The sequence below is a fragment of the Pseudoduganella sp. S-14 genome (assembly GCF_049913285.1).
GTDB lineage: Bacteria > Pseudomonadota > Gammaproteobacteria > Burkholderiales > Burkholderiaceae_D > Rugamonas.
The window spans coordinates 6,364,959-6,384,050 of record NZ_CP183991.1; the positions used below are offsets into that span (position 1 = coordinate 6,364,959).

The following is a 19,092-nucleotide window of genomic DNA, read 5'->3' on the forward strand; positions in this document are numbered from 1 at the left end:
CAACGTTTGCACAAAATTGAGACAACTTTCTGTTGTATGTCGCATTTGAGACTTTCGAAAGAAAACGGCCTGCCTTGCCTTCATTCGCAAGACAGGCCTGGACCAGTTTGCGGCCCGCGTCAGTGCGGCACCATTCCGGTAAACACATAGGCCTGCAAGACCGTCATCAGCCCAACGATGGCGGCAAACAGCAGGCTGTGCTTGAGCGTGAAGCGGAACAATTCGGACTCCCGTCCGACCAGGCCCGTGGCGGCGCAGGCAACGGCAATCGACTGCGGCGAGATCATCTTGCCGGTCACGCCACCGGTCGTATTCGCGGCCACCAGCAGCGTATCGGATACCCCGACCTGGTGCGCGGTGGTGTTCTGCAGGGAGCAGAACAAGGCATTCGACGAGGTATCGGAGCCGGTCAGGAACACGCCGAGCCAGCCGAGGAAAGGCGAGAAGAACGGGAAGGCCGCGCCGGTTCCGGCCAGCACCAATGCCAGCGTGGACGACATGCCCGAGTAGTTGGCGACGAACGCAAACGCCAGTACCAGCCCAATCGACAGCACGGGACGGCGCAGTTCAAGCACGGTGTCGCGCAAGGCCCGCAAGCCGTTGCCCAGGCTAAAGCGCAGCAAGACCATCGACAGCAGCGTCGAAACCAGGATCGCCGTGCCGACGGCCGAGACCAGGTCCAGCTTGAAGACCGCCTCATATGCCTTGGGCGCTGCTACAATCGGCGCCATCTTGACCACCATCATGTCCAGGTATGGCACGTGGAACTTCAGCACAGTGCCGGCCAGTGCGCCTTTGGCTGCAAACAGCGCCTTGAATTGCGGCAGGCTCCACACCGTCACCACTGCAGTCAGCAGGCCAAACGGCGCCCAGGCGCGCATCGTTTGCGCGGTGGTGTATGGCGATTTGCTGCGGCTGCGCGGCTCCGTGCCCGCTGCCGCAGCACCGCCGAACGGCGACATGGCCGCCGTGCCGCCCCCCATCGAAATGGTATTGCGGGCGCCAGCCCTGGCGCTGGCAGGCTGCCATACCTTCAGGAAGCCGGTCAGGGCGCCCAGGCTGACCAGGGCGGAGGTGATGTCAGGCAGTTCCGGACCAATATAGTTGGAGGTGATGTACTGCGTGACGGCAAAACTGCCGCCGGCCACCAGCGCTGCGGGCCAGGTCTCCTTGATGCCGCGCTTGCCGTCCATCATGAACACCAGCCAGAAAGGCACCAGCAGCGACAGCAGCGGCAACTGGCGGCCGGCCATGGCGCCGATGTTCATCGCGTCGAGGCCAGTGACCTGCCCCGCAACGATAATGGGAATGCCCATGGCGCCAAAGGCCACCGGCGCGGTATTGGCAATCAGGCACAGGCCGGCCGCGTACAGCGGATTGAAGCCCAGGCCAACCAGCAGCGCGGAGGTGATCGCCACCGGCGCGCCAAAGCCTGCCGCACCTTCCAGGAAGGCGCCGAAGGAAAACCCGATCAGCAGCATCTGCAGGCGCTGGTCGTCCGTAATCGATACCACCGACGCGCGGATGATTTCGAGCTGGCCGGTACGTTCAACCACCTTGTACAGGAACACCGCGCTGATAATGATCCAGGCGATGGGCCACATTCCGTAAGCAAAGCCGTAGCCCGCAGCAGCCAGCGCCTGCGGCACCGGCATGCCATAACAGAAAATCGCGACTGCAATCGACAATGCCAACGTCACGGCGGCGGCGACATGGCCTTTGAGGCGCCAGACTGCCAGCGCCACAAAGAAAAAGAGAATGGGAATGGCGGCGACCAGGGCCGACAGCCCCAGGCTGCCCAACGGGGCATAGATCTGGTTCCAGGTTTGCATTTGACTCTCCTCCAATGGTTTGAAATTTTTCTTATGCCGGCGCCAGGCGCCGTAATGGGTGCAACAATCCTTATTCCGCCTGCCCCCTTTCCCGCAACAGGTCGGACAGGCTGCGCCTGGCCGGCACCAGCGGTGCACGATGACGTGTCCACCCCAGTTGGGAGGACGGAGCAAAAGCACGCAGCCGGGTCGCCATCCAACGGAACCAGCGATAGACTAAGGGGCGCGCGAAGGCGCCGCTCCAGAAGCGCCACACCAGCCGGTCACCGCGGCTGAAGCTGGCCCCCTGGCCGCGCAGCGGACGCTCTACCTGCTGTGCAGGATCGCGGTTCGCCTCGGTGCGCAGCCGTACCAGCAGCGACGGAATCGGAATGCGCACCGGACATACTTCGGCACAGGCGCCGCACAGGCTGGAAGCTGTCACCAGGTCGGCCGTCTCCTCCAGTCCCAGCAGATGCGGGGAAATGATCTTGCCGATCGGCCCCGGATACGTGGTGCCGTATGCATGCCCGCCCACTCGCTCATATACCGGGCAGTGGTTCATGCAAGCGCCGCAGCGGATGCACTGCAAGGTGGCACGCAACTGCTGGTCGGCATAGGCCTGTGTGCGTCCGTTATCGAGCAGCACCACGTGCATTTCGCGCGGACCATCCAGTTCGCCGGCCCGGCGCGGCCCTGTGACCAGGTTGAAATAAGTAGTAATGGCCTGGCCGGTGGCCGAGCGCGTCAAGAGGCTCGCCAGCGGCACAATATGCTCCAGCCTTGCCACCACCTTCTCCATGCCCATCAGGGCGATATGCACATCCGGCACCGTGGTCGACAAACGGCCGTTGCCCTCGTTCTCCACCAGCCACAGGGTGCCGGTATCGGCTGCCGCAAAGTTGACGCCGGACAGGCCGATATCCGCATCGGCGAATTTCTGACGCAAGCTGCGCCGGCCTGCCAGGATCAGCGTGTCGACATCTTCTGTATAGGGTGTGCCGGGCAAGTGGCGTTCGAACAAGGCGCCAATCTCGGCGCGCGTCTTGTGCAGGGCCGGCATGACGATATGCGAAGGCTTTTCCTGCGCCAGCTGCACGATGTATTCGCCCATGTCGGATTCGATACAGTCGATGCCGCGTTCGGCCATGTAGTGGTTCAGTTCCACCTCTTCGCTGGCCATCGACTTGCCTTTGACGATGCTGCGGGCACCGTGGCGCTGCGCGATTTCGTGAATGATGGCGTTGGCTTCATCCGCCGTCGCGGCCCAGTGCACGTGCACGCCCAATGCCTGCAGGCTGGATTCGAACTGCACCAGCAGGTCCGGCAGGTTGGCCAGCGCATGCTGGCGTATCGCTTCGCCCAGGTCGCGCAGTTGTTCCAGTTCGTCAGTGTCGGGGAATTGGTTGCTGCGCTTGGCTTGCAGGAAATCCATCGCGCCGCGCATGCTGGAGCGCAGGGCCTGGTCCTGCAAGGCTCCGCTGACCCGCTCACGAAAATCGGCCGGCGAAACAAAGTGCATTGGCCGCGCGTTCATGCCTGCACCTCCATGTCGTCATCGACGATCACCACCCACAGTGCGGCTGGCCCGTGCGCGCCGTAGGCCAGGGTTTGCTGGATATCCGAGGTTTTTGAAGGGCCCGATACCAGCACCAGGTTGGTCGGCATGCCGGCGCACCAGCGCTCGGCGTGCACGGCCGCATGCAGGTCGGCATGCAGCGTGCTCGCATACACCAGCGCCACGTGCAGCGGCGGCACAAGCGATACGGTACGCGGCGTGCCCGCATCGGGCGCCAGCACCAGCGTTCCGGTGGCTGCGATTCCGGAACGCGCCACGGTAAAGCCTGCATCCACCGAGGAGAACAATGAGTCCTTCCACGCTTCCAGCGGCTGCGCGAACGAGAGGGCCTGCATCCCGGCCGGCAGTGCAGAAGCCAGCGCCGCGCCTTCGGCGGTGGCACGATCGAGCAGCAAGCGCTGCACGCCGGCCCGCCCAAGCCTGTCGGCCAACAGTGAGGGCCATTTCGCGGCGCTGCTACGCCAGACTTCCGTGCGCACCGAAGTCATGACGCTCTCCATGACGTCCGCACGCTGCTTCGGCGAGGCTGCGCGCAGGGCGCCACGTGCATGATGCTGGTTGATGCGCGACTCCAGGTCGCGGCTGTCCGGCGTCGCGGCCGGCGCGGCAATGCGCAAGGCGCCGAGGATGCGCTCGCGGCTACCCATGCTGCTCATTGCGCACCTCCAGCCTGCTCCGGCGCGGCGGCATGGCCGTTCAGGCGGCGCCACAGGAAGCTGGCCATATGCTCCACTTTGAGCGGCGCCCCTTGGTGCTGCGCTGCATGACCGATATTCAGCAGGCAGCCGCAGTCGGCAGAAACCAGGCGCGTGCAGCCTGTCGCGCAGGCCGCAGCGATCTTGTCGGCGACCATCGCGCCGGAAATGTCGGGATGCTTGAGCGAGAAGGTGCCGCCAAAACCACAGCACTCCGATTCGCGCTGATGCTCCACGCGTGTCACGCCAGGCAAGGAGTCGAGCAATGCCACGCCATGCTCCCTGGTGCCCATTTCACGCCGGGCGCCGCAAGAGGTGTGCAGCACCACTTTTTCATTGCCCTGCGCAGGCGCAGCCTGGAAGTCGACGTGCAGCACATGCAGCAGGAATTCGCTCAGTTCGTAGATGCGCCCTGAAAGCTCACGCGCTTTGGCGGCAGCCTCCGGATCGTCTTTGAACAGTTCCGGCCAGTGATGCCTCATCATGCCCGCGCAAGAGCCGGACGGCACTATCACTGGCCATGGCTGCGGGAACAAGTCCAACTGCGCGCGCACCACGGCTTGCGCCTGCTCAGGGTTGCCGCTGCTGTAGGCGGGCTGGCCGCAGCAGCTTTGGCCACGTGGGAAGTGCACGGTGACGCCCTGCTGCTCGAGCAGGCGTACAGCATCGAGCCCCGCTTCCGGCATGAACAAGTCGACCACGCAGGTACCGAACAGGTACACGTGTTGATGGCGCTGGCTTGCCAGCGATGGGTAGTGTCGGGACCTCATGGCGCGTCTCCTCTGTTTTGCTTATTCCGTCGACAGGTCCCATAATTCCCGCATGCCGGCGGCGCCGCAAACTGGTTGGACCAGGAGCCGCAAAAGGAGATCGTCAAGATGAAAACAAGCGGGCTGGTAGAAGATGTACAACGCCAACTGGAAGTGGCGCTGCTGGATGGCCGCTATCCCGCCAACGCCAAGCTGCCGTCGGAGCGAGTGCTCGCCGAGCAGTTCTCGGTGTCGCGCAATACGATACGCGAGGCGCTGCAAAGGATGGTGGCCCGAGGCCTGCTGCGCAGCCGCCCTGGCGCGGGCATGTTCGTGGGCGATCAACTACGCACCGGCAGCTCATCGCCGTGGGCGCAACTGGTCGTCGATCATCCGGTGCTATTGAGTGAGGTGCTGGAGTTTCGCCGTGTACTGGAAGGCGCCACGGCCTATTACGCCGCGCTGCGCGGTACTGATGCAGAGTATGCCGGCATTCGCGCCCTGCTGGCGGGGCTTGAGCAAGCGCGCCAGGACGATCACGCCGCAAAGGAAGCGGCACTCGACGCGGAACTGCATGAGGCCATCGCACTGGCATCTCACAACAGCATGTTCCTGCACCTGCATGCCAGCGTGCTGGGAATACTGCGCGAACACATTACGCTGAATGGCTCCAATTTGCGGGCACTGGATGACGAGGTATCCGGCCAGCTATTGCAACAGCACCGCGCAATCTGCCAAGCCATTTGCGCGCGCAAGCCGGAGGCGGCGCGCACCGCGATGCAAGCGCATATCGACTACGTGGCGGGCAAGCTGGAGGCGGCCTGACTGGTCCAACCAGTAACCCATCGGACGCGCAAAACAAAAAGCCCGATGGCACATGCCTAGCGGGCTTTTCTAATAAGAGCCTGACGATAACCTACTTTCACACTGGTTGCAGCACTATCATCGGCGCAAAGTCGTTTCACGGTCCTGTTCGGGATGGGAAGGGGTGGGACCGACTTGCTATGGTCATCAGGCATGACTTGTCAACAATCCGGGAAGAAGTAAAAGCGGGGGGTAGTGTTCTCAAACACTGTGTAAGTGCTACATAACCGTCAAGGTTATAGGGACAAGCCGTACGGGCAATTAGTATCAGTTAGCTTAATGCATTACTGCACTTCCACACCTGACCTATCAACGTCCTGGTCTCGAACGACCCTTCAAGGAGCTCAAGGCTCCGGGAAATCTCATCTTAAGGCAAGTTTCCCGCTTAGATGCTTTCAGCGGTTATCTCTTCCGAACTTAGCTACCCGGCAATGCCACTGGCGTGACAACCGGTACACCAGAGGTTCGTCCACTCCGGTCCTCTCGTACTAGGAGCAGCCCCCTTCAAATTTCCAACGCCCACGGCAGATAGGGACCAAACTGTCTCACGACGTTTTAAACCCAGCTCACGTACCACTTTAAATGGCGAACAGCCATACCCTTGGGACCGGCTACAGCCCCAGGATGTGATGAGCCGACATCGAGGTGCCAAACTCCCCCGTCGATATGAACTCTTGGGAGGAATCAGCCTGTTATCCCCAGAGTACCTTTTATCCGTTGAGCGATGGCCCTTCCATACAGAACCACCGGATCACTATGTCCTACTTTCGTACCTGCTCGACTTGTCGGTCTCGCAGTTAAGCACGCTTATGCCATTGCACTATTAGCACGATGTCCGACCGTACCTAGCGTACCTTCGAACTCCTCCGTTACCGTTTGGGAGGAGACCGCCCCAGTCAAACTGCCTACCATGCACTGTCCCCGATCCGGATTACGGACCAAGGTTAGAACCTCAAACAAACCAGGGTGGTATTTCAAGGATGGCTCCATAGGAACTGGCGTCCCTACTTCAAAGCCTCCCACCTATCCTACACAGATTGGTTCAAAGTCCAATGCAAAGCTACAGTAAAGGTTCATGGGGTCTTTCCGTCTAGCCGCGGGTAGATTGCATCATCACAAACACTTCAACTTCGCTGAGTCTCGGGAGGAGACAGTGTGGCCATCGTTACGCCATTCGTGCAGGTCGGAACTTACCCGACAAGGAATTTCGCTACCTTAGGACCGTTATAGTTACGGCCGCCGTTTACTGGGACTTCAATCAAGAGCTTGCACCCCATCATTTAATCTTCCAGCACCGGGCAGGCGTCACACCCTATACGTCCACTTTCGTGTTTGCAGAGTGCTGTGTTTTTATTAAACAGTCGCAGCCACCAGTTTATTGCAACCTTTTCGCCCTTCCACAGTAAAGTGGTCAAGCTACCGAGGCGTACCTTATCCCGAAGTTACGGTACCAATTTGCCGAGTTCCTTCTCCCGAGTTCTCTCAAGCGCCTTAGAATACTCATCTCGCCCACCTGTGTCGGTTTGCGGTACGGTCTCGTATGACTGAAGCTTAGAGGCTTTTCTTGGAACCACTTCCGATTGCTTCGCGAGATAAACCCGCTCGTCCCAGTCCCTTGAATTACGCGCCCGGATTTGCCTAAGCGCCTTCTATGAACCAGAAACTGCCTATTCCAACAGGCAGACAACCTTCCGCGATCCGTCCCCCCATCGCATCATACGACGGTGCAGGAATATTAACCTGCTTCCCATCAGCTACGCATCTCTGCCTCGCCTTAGGGGCCGACTCACCCTGCTCCGATGAACGTTGAACAGGAAACCTTGGGCTTACGGCGTGCGGGCTTTTCACCCGCATTATCGCTACTCATGTCAGCATTCGCACTTCTGATACCTCCAGCATCCTTCACAAGACACCTTCGCAGGCTTACAGAACGCTCTCCTACCATATCCTTGCGGATATCCGCAGCTTCGGTGACTGGCTTAGCCCCGTTACATCTTCCGCGCAGGACGACTCGATCAGTGAGCTATTACGCTTTCTTTAAATGATGGCTGCTTCTAAGCCAACATCCTGACTGTTTTAGCCTTCCCACTTCGTTTTCCACTTAGCCAATCTTTGGGACCTTAGCTGGCGGTCTGGGTTGTTTCCCTCTTGACACCGGACGTTAGCACCCGATGTCTGTCTCCCAAGCTCGCACTCAACGGTATTCGGAGTTTGCAATGGTTTGGTAAGTCGCGATGACCCCCTAGCCATAACAGTGCTCTACCCCCGTCGGTGATACTTGAGGCACTACCTAAATAGTTTTCGGAGAGAACCAGCTATTTCCAAGTTTGTTTAGCCTTTCACCCCTATCCACAGCTCATCCCCTAATTTTTCAACATTAGTGGGTTCGGTCCTCCAGTGCGTGTTACCGCACCTTCAACCTGGCCATGGATAGATCACTTGGTTTCGGGTCTACACCCAGCGACTGGCGCCCTGTTCGGACTCGATTTCTCTACGGCTCCCCTATTCGGTTAACCTCGCCACTGAATGTAAGTCGCTGACCCATTATACAAAAGGTACGCCGTCACCCCTTACGAGGCTCCGACTGTTTGTATGCACACGGTTTCAGGATCTATTTCACTCCCCTCCCGGGGTTCTTTTCGCCTTTCCCTCACGGTACTGGTTCACTATCGGTCGATTACGAGTATTTAGCCTTGGAGGATGGTCCCCCCATGTTCAGACAGGATTTCTCGTGTCCCGCCCTACTTGTCGTACGCTTAGTACCACCGCTTGGATTTCATGTACGGGGCTATCACCCGCTATGGCCAGAGTTTCCAATCTGTTCCATTATCCAAACGACTATCACGTACAGGCTCTTCCCATTTCGCTCGCCACTACTTTGGGAATCTCGGTTGATTTCTTTTCCTGCAGCTACTTAGATGTTTCAGTTCGCCGCGTTCGCTTCACACACCTATGTATTCAGTGAGTGATGACCTATAAGGCCGGGTTTCCCCATTCGGAAATCTTCGGATCAATGCTTGTTTGTCAGCTCCCCGAAGCTTATCGCAGACTTCTACGTCCTTCATCGCCTGTAATCGCCAAGGCATCCACCATGTGCACTTATTCACTTGTCCCTATAACCTTGACGGCTACAAGTTCAAGCACTTACTACTGTGTTTGATGAGTTTTACTACTACCCTAAGTGATATCTTGCGATATCGCTTAATAAAACTTTTACTTCTTCCAGATTGTTAAAGAACGATGAACATAAAGTTCAAACCTAAGCGTGGTCGCTTACGTTTGAAATCTTGTTCCAACAGCCGATAAGTGTGAGCGTTTGAGTCTGATGCCGACTCTAGAAAGGAGGTGATCCAGCCGCACCTTCCGATACGGCTACCTTGTTACGACTTCACCCCAGTCACGAATCCCACCGTGGTAGGCGCCCTCCTTGCGGTTAAGCTACCCACTTCTGGTGAAACCCGCTCCCATGGTGTGACGGGCGGTGTGTACAAGACCCGGGAACGTATTCACCGCGACATGCTGATCCGCGATTACTAGCGATTCCAACTTCATGTAGTCGAGTTGCAGACTACAATCCGGACTACGATACACTTTCTGGGATTAGCTCCCCCTCGCGGGTTGGCGGCCCTCTGTATGTACCATTGTATGACGTGTGAAGCCCTACCCATAAGGGCCATGAGGACTTGACGTCATCCCCACCTTCCTCCGGTTTGTCACCGGCAGTCTCATTAGAGTGCTCTTGCGTAGCAACTAATGACAAGGGTTGCGCTCGTTGCGGGACTTAACCCAACATCTCACGACACGAGCTGACGACAGCCATGCAGCACCTGTGTGCAGGTTCTCTTTCGAGCACTCCCGGATCTCTCCAGGATTCCTGCCATGTCAAGGGTAGGTAAGGTTTTTCGCGTTGCATCGAATTAATCCACATCATCCACCGCTTGTGCGGGTCCCCGTCAATTCCTTTGAGTTTTAATCTTGCGACCGTACTCCCCAGGCGGTCTACTTCACGCGTTAGCTGCGTTACTAAGTCAATTAAGACCCAACAACTAGTAGACATCGTTTAGGGCGTGGACTACCAGGGTATCTAATCCTGTTTGCTCCCCACGCTTTCGTGCATGAGCGTCAGTTTTGACCCAGGGGGCTGCCTTCGCCATCGGTGTTCCTCCACATCTCTACGCATTTCACTGCTACACGTGGAATTCTACCCCCCTCTGCCAAACTCTAGCCTCGCAGTCTCCATCGCCATTCCCAGGTTAAGCCCGGGGATTTCACGACAGACTTACGAAACCGCCTGCGCACGCTTTACGCCCAGTAATTCCGATTAACGCTTGCACCCTACGTATTACCGCGGCTGCTGGCACGTAGTTAGCCGGTGCTTATTCTTCAGGTACCGTCAGCAGATCTGGATATTAGCCAGACCCTTTTCTTCCCTGACAAAAGAGCTTTACAACCCGAAGGCCTTCTTCACTCACGCGGCATTGCTGGATCAGGGTTGCCCCCATTGTCCAAAATTCCCCACTGCTGCCTCCCGTAGGAGTCTGGACCGTGTCTCAGTTCCAGTGTGGCTGGTCGTCCTCTCAGACCAGCTACTGATCGTTGCCTTGGTGAGCCTTTACCTCACCAACTAGCTAATCAGATATCGGCCGCTCCAGGAGCACAAGGTCTTGCGATCCCCTGCTTTCATCCTTAGATCGTATGCGGTATTAGCGTAACTTTCGCTACGTTATCCCCCACTCTTGGGTACGTTCCGATATATTACTCACCCGTTCGCCACTCGCCGCCAGGCCGAAGCCCGCGCTGCCGTTCGACTTGCATGTGTAAAGCATGCCGCCAGCGTTCAATCTGAGCCAGGATCAAACTCTTCAGTTCAATCTCTGTTTTTCGATATTGCTATCGAGGTCACTCACTCAAAATACTGACGAATCTCTTTCGAGATTACGTTTAATTTTGTGCGAGCGTTATAACGTATATTTTGAGCATCGGACCCGAAGGTCCGGACATATCGTCAAACGCCCACACTTATCGACTGTTGATTTTTAAAGATCGCTGCCTTGTTTGTTCGACGAAGCGTTGTGTTCGTCAGCAGCAGAGAAGCGAGATTATGCGGTACAGCGTGCAACTCGTCAACCCCTTCTTTTTCTCGTTTCGCTTTACTGATTTGTCAGCGCTGCGTTGCGAGGGACAGAACTATAGCCGACTGGCTCCCAGAGCGCAAGGGGTATCTGGCATCTTGTTTGCTTGCTTAACAATGCAACGCGTCTGGCAATCTGCTTTTGTTCAGTTTTGACACAGGTGCTACATTAAAGAAAGCCGCAAAGGCTGCTGGGGGAGACATGCAACAGGAAACTGTTCCAAATGTGAACAACGCAATCATCGAGACTGCGCATCTGCGCTCACGCACTTATGGCCTCGATCCATGCAGCGACGTAGACCTGGGGCCCATCGACCGCTGCTCCCTGTCCAATATCATTGAACAGAACCGCTTGCTGCACACGCATGCCGTGCCGGCGATGGAAACGCTCTACCAGCAAATCGTGAACACTCATAATATGGTGATCCTGACGGATGCCAAAGGCGTGATCCTGCACTCCCTTGGTGACGAGGACTTCCTGGAAAAGGCCAACCGCGTCGCCTTGCAGGCCGGCGCCACCTGGTCCGAGCAATGTAAAGGCACTAATGCGATCGGCACCGCCATCGCCGAAGCCAAGCCGGCCCTGGTGCATGCCGATCAACATTTCCTGCAAGCCAACCACTTCCTGACCTGCTCCGCGGCGCCGATTACCGACCATGCTGGCAATGTGATTGGCGTGCTCGATGTCTCGGGCGACCAGCGCTCCTTCCATAAGCACACCATGGCCTTGGTGCGGATGTCGGCCCTGATGGTCGAGAACCAGCTGTTTGCCGCCGCCTTTGAAGACGTCATCACCCTGCACTTCCACGCCCGTGCTGAATTTATAGGCACGTTGATGGAGGGTATCGCCTCATTTACGCCTGGCGGACGCTTCATCGCAGCCAACCGCGCCGGCTTGTTCCAGTTGGGACTATCTTTCGCAGCCCTGCAATCGCACACATTCAGTTCCTTGTTCGGGCTGCCGGTTTCGGCACTGTTCGACCACTATCGCACTGCGGCACCTGGCCTGCTCGACCTTTGTCTGCATAGCGGCGTGCGCGTGTTCGGCCGCGCCCAGCTTCGTCTGGCAAACAATCATTTCCAGCACCCGATCATTTCAGCGCGTGAGGAGAGTCATCCGGTGCAGACCAATCCAGCCCAGACGGCGCGTCGGCTGTCCGGCCTGCGCTACCTGCGCACCGGCGACCAGCAGCTCGAGGCGGTGATCGACAAGGTCACCCGCGTGTTGGGCAAGGATATCCCGATCATGATCATGGGCGAAACCGGCACCGGCAAGGAACTGCTGGCGCAGGCCATCCACAACGACTCGCCCCGTGCCCAGGGCCCCTTCGTGCCGGTCAATTGCGCATCAATCCCTGAAACCCTGATCGAGTCTGAACTGTTCGGCTATGAGGATGGAGCGTTCACCGGCGCCCGCAAGAAGGGCGCAATCGGCAAGATCCTTCAAGCCAATGGCGGCACCCTGTTCCTCGACGAGATAGGCGACATGCCGTTTCCCTTGCAGGCGCGCCTGCTACGGGTGCTGCAAGAGCGAATGGTCACGCCGCTTGGCAGTGGCAAGTCGATTCCGGTAAATGTGGAAGTAATTTGCGCCACCAACCATAACTTGCGCGACCGCATGGCGAAGGGACTGTTCCGCGAAGACCTGTATTATCGGCTGAACGGTCTGGTCGTGAAGCTGCCGCCGCTGCGCGAGCGCACCGACCTGGAAACCGTGGTCAACAAGATCCTGACGACCGATAGCGGCGGCAGACGCTATACGGTTTCACCCGAGTTGATGCAGCTCTTCTTGCGTCACAAATGGCCCGGTAATTTCCGCCAGCTCACCAACCTGTTACGCACCGGCGTGGTGATGGCCGGCGACGAGGGCGAGATCAGCATGCAGCATATGCCGGACGACTTCCTGGACGACATGCGTGAGGCACAGGCGGACGTCGCCACCGATGGCACTCCCGCGCCATCCGCCGCCGTTTCGAGCGTCGCTGCGACTGCTGCAACAATGCCCTGCACCGGCGCTCGGCTGGAAGACATGGAGCAGACCCTCATCGTGCGTACGCTCGAAGCGCACGGCGGCAATGTCTCCGCCACCGCCCGCGCCCTGGGCGTTTCGCGCAACACGATCTATCGCAAGCTGCCCCATCTCAAGTAGCGCCTTAGAAGAAGAGGATGCCGCCAAAGGAGGCGCCATTCATCTTGGCCTCGGCGCCGGTGAAGGACTTCGAGCGCGTCTGCCCTACTTCGCCGACCAGCGTGATGGCGCCGGTCAACGCGTAATAGGCGCCGGCAGTGAGGTTGGCGTTCGATTTCAGGCCATTCGTGCCGGCCGTGTCGTCGTCGTTCTTGCTGATGCCATAACCTAGGCCAAGCTTCAGTTTTTCGCTGGCCTTGAAAGTTCCTTGCAGCAGACAGTGCGTGCTGCGTACATTGCCCTGGTCCGCATCCGACAACACGCCAAGTCCTTTGCCTCCCTGATAATTGGCCAGCAGGCCAAAGGCGCCATGCTGCAGCGAAGCTCCAGCCTCCCATCCCGACATGGTGAAGTCCGGCACGCTCGCGGCCACACCCTTGAACTTCTGCGATTTCGCGCCAAGCCAGGCTTTAAATGGGCCGTCCGAATATGTGAGCTGCGCCTGTACCTGCGGATTGGAGCGGGTGGTGTACTGGGCCGTCGAAACGATGGGCGAATCGGCTACCGGATTGAACACGCCGGCATCCACGCTGAACCCGGACAGCTTGGGCGAGCTGTATGCCATCTGCCCGTAATATCCAACGTAGGCATAGCCAGCGCCGATGTGGCCCAGCGCGACGCGGCCACGCTGCGTGGCCTGCACTGGCGCCCCGGCGCCGATCAGCGTCATGTCGCCGAAGATGGCATTAGCGCCGAAGATGCCGTTGTCCCGCCCCAGCTTGAAGGTCCCCAGGTCTGCATTACCGAAGCTGAAATAGGCCTGGCGCACGTCGACTTCACTATTCTGCGCGATAGCGCTGTCGGTCGCAGTAGCGTGATAAATGCCAATATGCGCTTTGATGTCGAAGCCGGACTGCTTGGTGGTAGCTGAAGTTACCAGCCCGTTTGGCAACAGGCCGTTGCCGATGGTAGTACGGCGGTCCTCGCCGCCGCAGCCGATACCTTCAGTAGCCAGCGCCAGCCCGCCTACGACGTCCCCGCTGCACGATACATAGGTGTAATAGGCGTTGACGATGCCCCCAACGTTCACGTTCCAGTCGCCGGCCTTGATGTCGACGGCGTAGGCTGCTGGGGCAAGCATTGCGCCGGCGGTGGCGGCGAGCACGATCTTATTCATTGTTGTCTCCTCGGTTTGATTGATGGATGCTGCACAAGGGATAGGGCAATTTACGTGCCGGTGCCGCGCACCGGGACGCCAGGCGATTCCCCAGTCTGCGCTGCGCAATATCGGATCAGCACTGTTCAAAAAAAAAGCGGCCCGCAGGCCGCCAATGCAACACATGGAGATCGTTTACTTCGGCGCCAGCTTGAAGACCCACACCGAGCCGCCCTGTTCAAGCAGGTTCACTTTCTTCGCCACCTCGCCGCCCCACAGCGGCACTGCACCGCCCCAGCCGGAAACCACGGCCACGTATTGCGTGCCGCCGTCCTGCCAGGTGATTGGCGGCGCCACGACGCCCGATCCGGTCTGGAATTTCCACAGTTCCTTGCCGGTCTGCGCATCAAGCGCCTTCAGGTAGCCTTCCGGCGTGCCATAGAACACCAGGCCGCCGGCAGTCGCCATCGCACCACCCCACAGTGGAGCGTTGTTCTTCACCTCCCACTTGATCTTGCCGGTTTTCGGGTCGACCGCTCGCAGGGCGCCGATGTAATCGTCGAACAGCGGCTTGATGGTGAAGCCCGCCCCGAGGTATGCGCCGCCTTTCTTGTAGCTGATCGGCTCATTCCAGATGTCCATGCCCCACTCGTTTGCCGGAACGTAGAACAGCTTTGTCTGCGGGCTGTAGGCCATCGGCTGCTGGTTTTTCGCGCCAAGGAAGGCCGGCGCAGCGAAGACCGAAGCGCCCTTCTTGCCCTCTTCACCCTTGGTCGGGTCGCCTGGACGGCCTTCGACGATGTAGTTCGGACGTCCCGTCTTCAAGTCAATGCCGCTGGCCCAGGTGATCTTGCGGACGAAAGGGAAGGCGTTCTGCAGCTTGCCGTCGTTGGCATCGATCACGTAGAAGAAGCCGTTGCGGTCGGCCTTGCCGCCATAACGCTTGCCGTCCATGTCGAAGGTGACGAACTCGTTGGCACCGTCGAAGTCCCAGGCATCGTTCGGCGTATTCTGATAAGCCCATTTAATAGCGCCGGTTTTCGGGTCGAGCGCCACGGTGGACGAGGAATACAGGTTGTCGCCGGGGCGCAGGTGGCTGTTCCATGGCGCCGGATTGCCGGTACCAAAGTAGGCCAGGCCTGTCTTCGGATCATAGGTGCCGCCCATCCAGGTCGAGGCGCCACCGGTCTTCCACAGCTCGCCCGGCCAGGACTGGTTGACCGAGCCGGTAACGCCGGTCTCCGTTGCCTTGCCTTCGCTGTCGTACTTGTAGCCCATATGTCCCTCGACCGTCGGGCGCATCCACAGCAGTTCGCCGGTCTTCGGGTCACGGCCCTCCACACGGCCGACGATGCCGAACTCGCCGCCCGAAACGCCGGTCAACAACACGCCATTGGCGACCAGCGGCGCGGCAGTCATCGAGTAGCCTGCTGCGTAGTCGTCCACCTTCTCCTTCCAGACCACTTTGCCGGTTTCCTGGTCCAGTGCGACCAGCTGCGCATCCAGCGTGCCGAAGATCACCAGATTGTCATACAGCGCCGCGCCGCGATTGACCACGTCACAGCAAGGCATGATGGCGTCCGGCAGGCGATGCTCATACTTCCACAGCTTGCTGCCGGTCTTGAGGTCGATGGCGAAGATGCGCGAGTAGGAAGCGGTCACGAACATCTTGCCGTTGTAGATCAGCGGCTGCGATTCCTGGCCGCGCTGCTTCTCGCCGCCGAACGAGAACGACCACGCCGGCACAAGGCGGCTGACGTTTTGCGTGTTGATCTGCTTGAGCAGCGAGTAGCGCTGCCCTTCCGAGCCCATGCCGGAGGAAAGCACGCTGCCGGTATCCTTCGCAGCGTTTTCCAGCATTGTCGTGGTCACGCTGGCAGCCTGCGCCAGCGTCGCCGCCCCCAGCAGCATTCCCATGGTGATGTATTTCACGTCCTGTCTCCTTTGTTATGGTCTATTTGCCCCAGTGCCATGCATTCCTCGTCGGTGAACAGGCGCGAACGAAGCAGGAAGCGTTTGCCGGTGCCGTTATCGAGCGAGAACATGCCGCCGATGCCGGCCACCACGTCCACGATCAGTTGGGTGTGTTCCCAGTACCCGTACTGTTCAAGCCCGATGTAGAAAGGCGCGCCGCCCAGGCTGCCGAGGTAGACGTCGGTCTCGCTGACGTCGAACTCGCCTGCTGGATAGCACATCGGCGTGCTGCCGTCGCAGCAACCGCCAGACTGGAAAAACATGATCGGTCCGTGCTGCTGGTGCAACTGGTCGATGAATTCCAGCGCCGGTGCGGTCGCCGTGACCCTGGCAATTGCGTTATCCATGCCTCGCCTCGCCTTTCCGGCCTCAGAAGAAGCCCAGCGCGTTAGGGTTGTAGCTGACCAGCAGGTTCTTGGTCTGCTGGTAGTGGTCGAGCATCATCTTGTGGGTCTCGCGGCCAATGCCCGACTGCTTGTAGCCCCCGAACGCAGCGTGGGCCGGATAGAGGTGGTAGCAGTTGGTCCAGACGCGGCCGGCCTGGATGGCGCGGCCCATGCGGAAGGCGCGGCTGCCGTCGCGGCTCCAGACACCGGCGCCCAGGCCGTACAGGGTGTCGTTGGCAATCGCCAGCGCTTCGTCTTCGTCCTTGAAGGTAGTGACCGACACCACCGGGCCAAAGATCTCTTCCTGGAAGATGCGCATGGTGTTGTCGCCCTTGAATACGGTTGGACGCACGTAATAGCCGCCTTCCAGGTCGCCAGCCAGCACCTTGCGCTCGCCGCCTGCCAGCAGTTGCGCGCCTTCCTGTCGGCCGATGTCCATATAAGACAGGATCTTTTCAAGCTGCTCCTGCGAAGCCTGGGCACCGATCATGGTGCCGTGGTCAAGCGGGTTGCCTTGTTTGATAGCTGCCACACGCTGCAGCGCACGTTGGATGAAGCGTTCGTAGATCGATTCCTGGATCAGCACGCGCGATGGGCAGGTGCAGACTTCGCCCTGGTTCAGCGCGAACATGGCAAAACCTTCCAGGCATTTATCGAAGAAGGCGTCGTCGGCCGACATCACGTCTTCGAAGAAGATGTTGGGCGACTTGCCACCCAGTTCCAGCGTGACCGGGATCAGGTTCTGCGCCGCATAGCCCATGATCAGGCGGCCGGTGCCGGTTTCGCCGGTGAAGGCCACCTTGGCGATACGCTTGCTCGAAGCCAGCGGCTTGCCCGCTTCCAGGCCGAAGCCGTTCACCACATTCAGCACACCAGGCGGCAGCAGGTCGCCGATCAGTTCCAGCAGCACCATGATGGAGGCCGGGGTTTGCTCGGCTGGCTTGAGCACGACACAGTTGCCGGCGGCCAGCGCAGGGGCCAACTTCCATACAGCCATCAGGATCGGGAAGTTCCATGGAATGATCTGGCCGACTACGCCGAGCGGTTCATGGAAGTGATAAGCATAGGTTTCGGAGTCGACCTGCGCGACCGTCCCTTCCTGGGCGCGAATGCACCCGGCGAAGTAGCGGAAATGGTCGATCGCCAGCGGAATGTCGGCCGCCATCGTCTCGCGGATCGGCTTGCCGTTGTCGATGGTTTCGGCGGTCGCGATGAGCTGCAGGTTCTGCTCCATGCGGTCAGCCATCCTGTTCAGGATATTGGCGCGCTCGGTGGGTGAAGTCTTGCCCCATGCGGCCTTGGCAGCGTGCGCGGCATCCAGCGCGAGCTCGACGTCCTCGGCGGTGGAGCGTGCGATCTCGCAGAACGGCAAGCCGGTGATCGGCGTGATATTAGCGAAGTATTCGCCCTTGACCGGCGGGACGAATTTGCCGCCGATGAAGTTGTCGTAACGAGTCTTGAAGGGATTGGCGACGCCCAGTTTGCTGATGTCGGCGAGATTCATGTCGTCCTCTATATTGAGTGGTTGTGGGTACTGCCTTATTCGCAATTGCCGTGCCAGCGGGTTTTGCTCCGTGGCCGAAGCGCCGTGCAACAACAACTGTTCCAAACTTGAACAACTGTTGCGCAAATCAACGGATCACCACGCCCCAGGGCAGTTCGCCGACCGGAATATCAGCCACCTTGCGTGCGGCGGCGGTATCGATCACCGAGACGTTGTTGGAGCGGCCATTGGCGACATACAGCTTGCTGCCGTCCGGAGTGATGGCCATATTCCAGGGACGCTTGCCGACTGCAATCGTGGCGGTGACTTCATTGCGGGCGGTATCGATGCGCATCACGCTGCCATCCATACCGTTGGAGACGTACACGCTACGCCCGTCCGGGTGGACGGCGATGCCGTTCGCATTGCGCCCGGCGGGAATGATGGCCAGCGTGCGCAGCGTGACCGCGTCGATCACATACACGGCATTCGCCATTTCGCATGCCACGTACACCCGGCTGGAATCGGGCGCGAAACCGATTCCGCGTGGCCGCAGGCCTACCGCGACGGAACCGGCCTGGCGGCGTTGCGCCACGTCGATCACATCGACCTGCTCCGCCTCCTCGGCACTGACATAGAGGTAGCGGCTGTCCGGGCTGAAGACAGCGTGCTCCGGATTGCGGCCTTGCACCGGGATATCCGCCAGCCGCGCATGGGTGGCGACATCGAACAGCGCCACGCTATTGCCCTCTTCCACCGCAACCGCCACCAGCTTGCCGTCCGGAGAGACGCTGACGCCCTCCGGCGAGCGGCCCAGCGCCAGCGTTACGCTGCTGCCGGCCGCGCTGTCGATGGCCAGCAGGCTACCGCTGGAGGCATCGCTGACGAAAAGTTGGCGCCCGCCCGGATCGCTGCCGATGCCACGCGGCCGTTTGCCGGCATTGAGCTGGCGTACCACGCTGTCGGTGGCGGTATCGATGACGCTGATGGTGCCGGACTTCTCGTTCGGCACGTAGGCGAATGGCGCGGCAATGGCGATGCTGGCGGCGCCTGCAGCGCACAACGCTGCGAACAGGTTTGCCTTCATGATGTCTCCTTTGGTATGGTGTGTGCCCGTTAGTTATGCAAGCGATATG

The 19,092-nt window shown here is 59.4% G+C and carries 11 protein-coding genes and 3 rRNA genes; 2 read left to right on the forward strand and 12 right to left on the reverse strand.

Features of this window, described 5'->3' with window-relative positions:
• Positions 1-119: 119 nt before the first annotated feature.
• From ACN9MZ_RS29310 to ACN9MZ_RS29325, 4 genes are all read right to left on the reverse strand, one after another.
• The gene (locus tag ACN9MZ_RS29310) at positions 120-1,832 is read right to left on the reverse strand and encodes a lactate permease LctP family transporter (protein ID WP_426340279.1); all 1,713 of its coding nucleotides are present in this window, start codon (positions 1,830-1,832) and stop codon (positions 120-122) included.
• A gap of 70 nt (positions 1,833-1,902) precedes the next feature.
• Positions 1,903-3,348: a LutB/LldF family L-lactate oxidation iron-sulfur protein gene (locus tag ACN9MZ_RS29315; RefSeq protein ID WP_426340280.1), complete on the reverse strand. Its 1,446-nt coding sequence runs from the start codon at positions 3,346-3,348 to the stop codon at positions 1,903-1,905.
• Positions 3,345-4,046: a LutC/YkgG family protein gene (locus ACN9MZ_RS29320; RefSeq protein WP_426340281.1), complete on the reverse strand. Its 702-nt coding sequence runs from the start codon at positions 4,044-4,046 to the stop codon at positions 3,345-3,347. The genes ACN9MZ_RS29315 and ACN9MZ_RS29320 overlap by 4 nt, the downstream gene beginning before the upstream one ends.
• Entirely contained in the window at positions 4,043-4,855 is an 813-nt protein-coding gene (locus tag ACN9MZ_RS29325) for a (Fe-S)-binding protein (protein WP_426340282.1), read from the reverse strand. Before ACN9MZ_RS29325 ends, ACN9MZ_RS29320 begins: the two co-directional genes overlap by 4 nt.
• Positions 4,856-4,963: 108 nt before the next feature.
• Between ACN9MZ_RS29325 and ACN9MZ_RS29330 the strand changes: the two genes are divergently transcribed.
• Positions 4,964-5,659, forward strand: a complete 696-nt coding sequence (locus ACN9MZ_RS29330) for a FadR/GntR family transcriptional regulator (RefSeq protein ID WP_426340283.1) — start codon at positions 4,964-4,966, stop codon at positions 5,657-5,659.
• A 78-nt stretch (positions 5,660-5,737) separates the two neighbouring features.
• Here the strand turns inward: ACN9MZ_RS29330 and rrf are convergent.
• The 3 genes from rrf to ACN9MZ_RS29345 all read right to left on the reverse strand — a co-directional run bounded on the left by rrf (position 5,738) and on the right by ACN9MZ_RS29345 (position 10,567).
• Positions 5,738-5,850 (reverse strand): 5S ribosomal RNA (rrf, locus tag ACN9MZ_RS29335).
• Positions 5,851-5,938: 88 nt separating this feature from the next.
• Positions 5,939-8,811: ribosomal RNA gene (locus tag ACN9MZ_RS29340) — 23S ribosomal RNA — on the reverse strand.
• 225 nt (positions 8,812-9,036) lie between these two features.
• Positions 9,037-10,567, reverse strand: a 16S ribosomal RNA gene (locus ACN9MZ_RS29345).
• Together the 16S, 23S and 5S rRNA genes form the textbook arrangement of a ribosomal RNA operon.
• Before the next feature lie 464 nt (positions 10,568-11,031).
• Between ACN9MZ_RS29345 and ACN9MZ_RS29350 the strand changes: the two genes are divergently transcribed.
• Positions 11,032-12,978, forward strand: coding sequence for a sigma-54-dependent Fis family transcriptional regulator (locus tag ACN9MZ_RS29350; RefSeq protein WP_426340284.1), 1,947 nt, complete (start codon positions 11,032-11,034; stop codon positions 12,976-12,978).
• Between the two features lie 4 nt (positions 12,979-12,982).
• On the opposite strand, the gene ACN9MZ_RS29355 is transcribed toward ACN9MZ_RS29350, so the two are convergent.
• The 5 genes from ACN9MZ_RS29355 to ACN9MZ_RS29375 all read right to left on the reverse strand — a co-directional run bounded on the left by ACN9MZ_RS29355 (position 12,983) and on the right by ACN9MZ_RS29375 (position 19,043).
• Positions 12,983-14,134: a porin gene (locus tag ACN9MZ_RS29355; RefSeq protein ID WP_426340285.1), complete on the reverse strand. Its 1,152-nt coding sequence runs from the start codon at positions 14,132-14,134 to the stop codon at positions 12,983-12,985.
• A gap of 174 nt (positions 14,135-14,308) precedes the next feature.
• Positions 14,309-16,030, reverse strand: a complete 1,722-nt coding sequence (locus ACN9MZ_RS29360) for a PQQ-dependent methanol/ethanol family dehydrogenase (protein ID WP_426342973.1) — start codon at positions 16,028-16,030, stop codon at positions 14,309-14,311.
• A gap of 11 nt (positions 16,031-16,041) precedes the next feature.
• Entirely contained in the window at positions 16,042-16,434 is a 393-nt protein-coding gene (locus ACN9MZ_RS29365; protein WP_426340286.1) for a DUF779 domain-containing protein, read from the reverse strand.
• 22 nt (positions 16,435-16,456) lie between these two features.
• A complete protein-coding gene (gene adh, locus ACN9MZ_RS29370; RefSeq protein ID WP_426340287.1) occupies positions 16,457-17,977 on the reverse strand; it encodes an aldehyde dehydrogenase in 1,521 nt (506 codons plus the stop codon).
• A gap of 127 nt (positions 17,978-18,104) precedes the next feature.
• The gene (locus ACN9MZ_RS29375; protein ID WP_426340288.1) at positions 18,105-19,043 is read right to left on the reverse strand and encodes a beta-propeller fold lactonase family protein; all 939 of its coding nucleotides are present in this window, start codon (positions 19,041-19,043) and stop codon (positions 18,105-18,107) included.
• Between the last annotated feature and the right edge of the window lie 49 nt (positions 19,044-19,092).

Coding starts and splice junctions, on each gene's coding strand:
- ACN9MZ_RS29310 (WP_426340279.1), bottom strand. CDS start 1,832: ATGCAAACCTGGAACCAGATCTATGCCCCGTTGGGCAGCCTGGGGCTG.
- ACN9MZ_RS29315 (WP_426340280.1), bottom strand. CDS start 3,348: ATGAACGCGCGGCCAATGCACTTTGTTTCGCCGGCCGATTTTCGTGAG.
- ACN9MZ_RS29320 (WP_426340281.1), bottom strand. CDS start 4,046: ATGAGCAGCATGGGTAGCCGCGAGCGCATCCTCGGCGCCTTGCGCATT.
- ACN9MZ_RS29325 (WP_426340282.1), bottom strand. CDS start 4,855: ATGAGGTCCCGACACTACCCATCGCTGGCAAGCCAGCGCCATCAACAC.
- ACN9MZ_RS29330 (WP_426340283.1), top strand. CDS start 4,964: ATGAAAACAAGCGGGCTGGTAGAAGATGTACAACGCCAACTGGAAGTG.
- ACN9MZ_RS29350 (WP_426340284.1), top strand. CDS start 11,032: ATGCAACAGGAAACTGTTCCAAATGTGAACAACGCAATCATCGAGACT.
- ACN9MZ_RS29355 (WP_426340285.1), bottom strand. CDS start 14,134: ATGAATAAGATCGTGCTCGCCGCCACCGCCGGCGCAATGCTTGCCCCA.
- ACN9MZ_RS29360 (WP_426342973.1), bottom strand. CDS start 16,030: ATGGGAATGCTGCTGGGGGCGGCGACGCTGGCGCAGGCTGCCAGCGTG.
- ACN9MZ_RS29365 (WP_426340286.1), bottom strand. CDS start 16,434: ATGGATAACGCAATTGCCAGGGTCACGGCGACCGCACCGGCGCTGGAA.
- adh (WP_426340287.1), bottom strand. CDS start 17,977: ATGAATCTCGCCGACATCAGCAAACTGGGCGTCGCCAATCCCTTCAAG.
- ACN9MZ_RS29375 (WP_426340288.1), bottom strand. CDS start 19,043: ATGAAGGCAAACCTGTTCGCAGCGTTGTGCGCTGCAGGCGCCGCCAGC.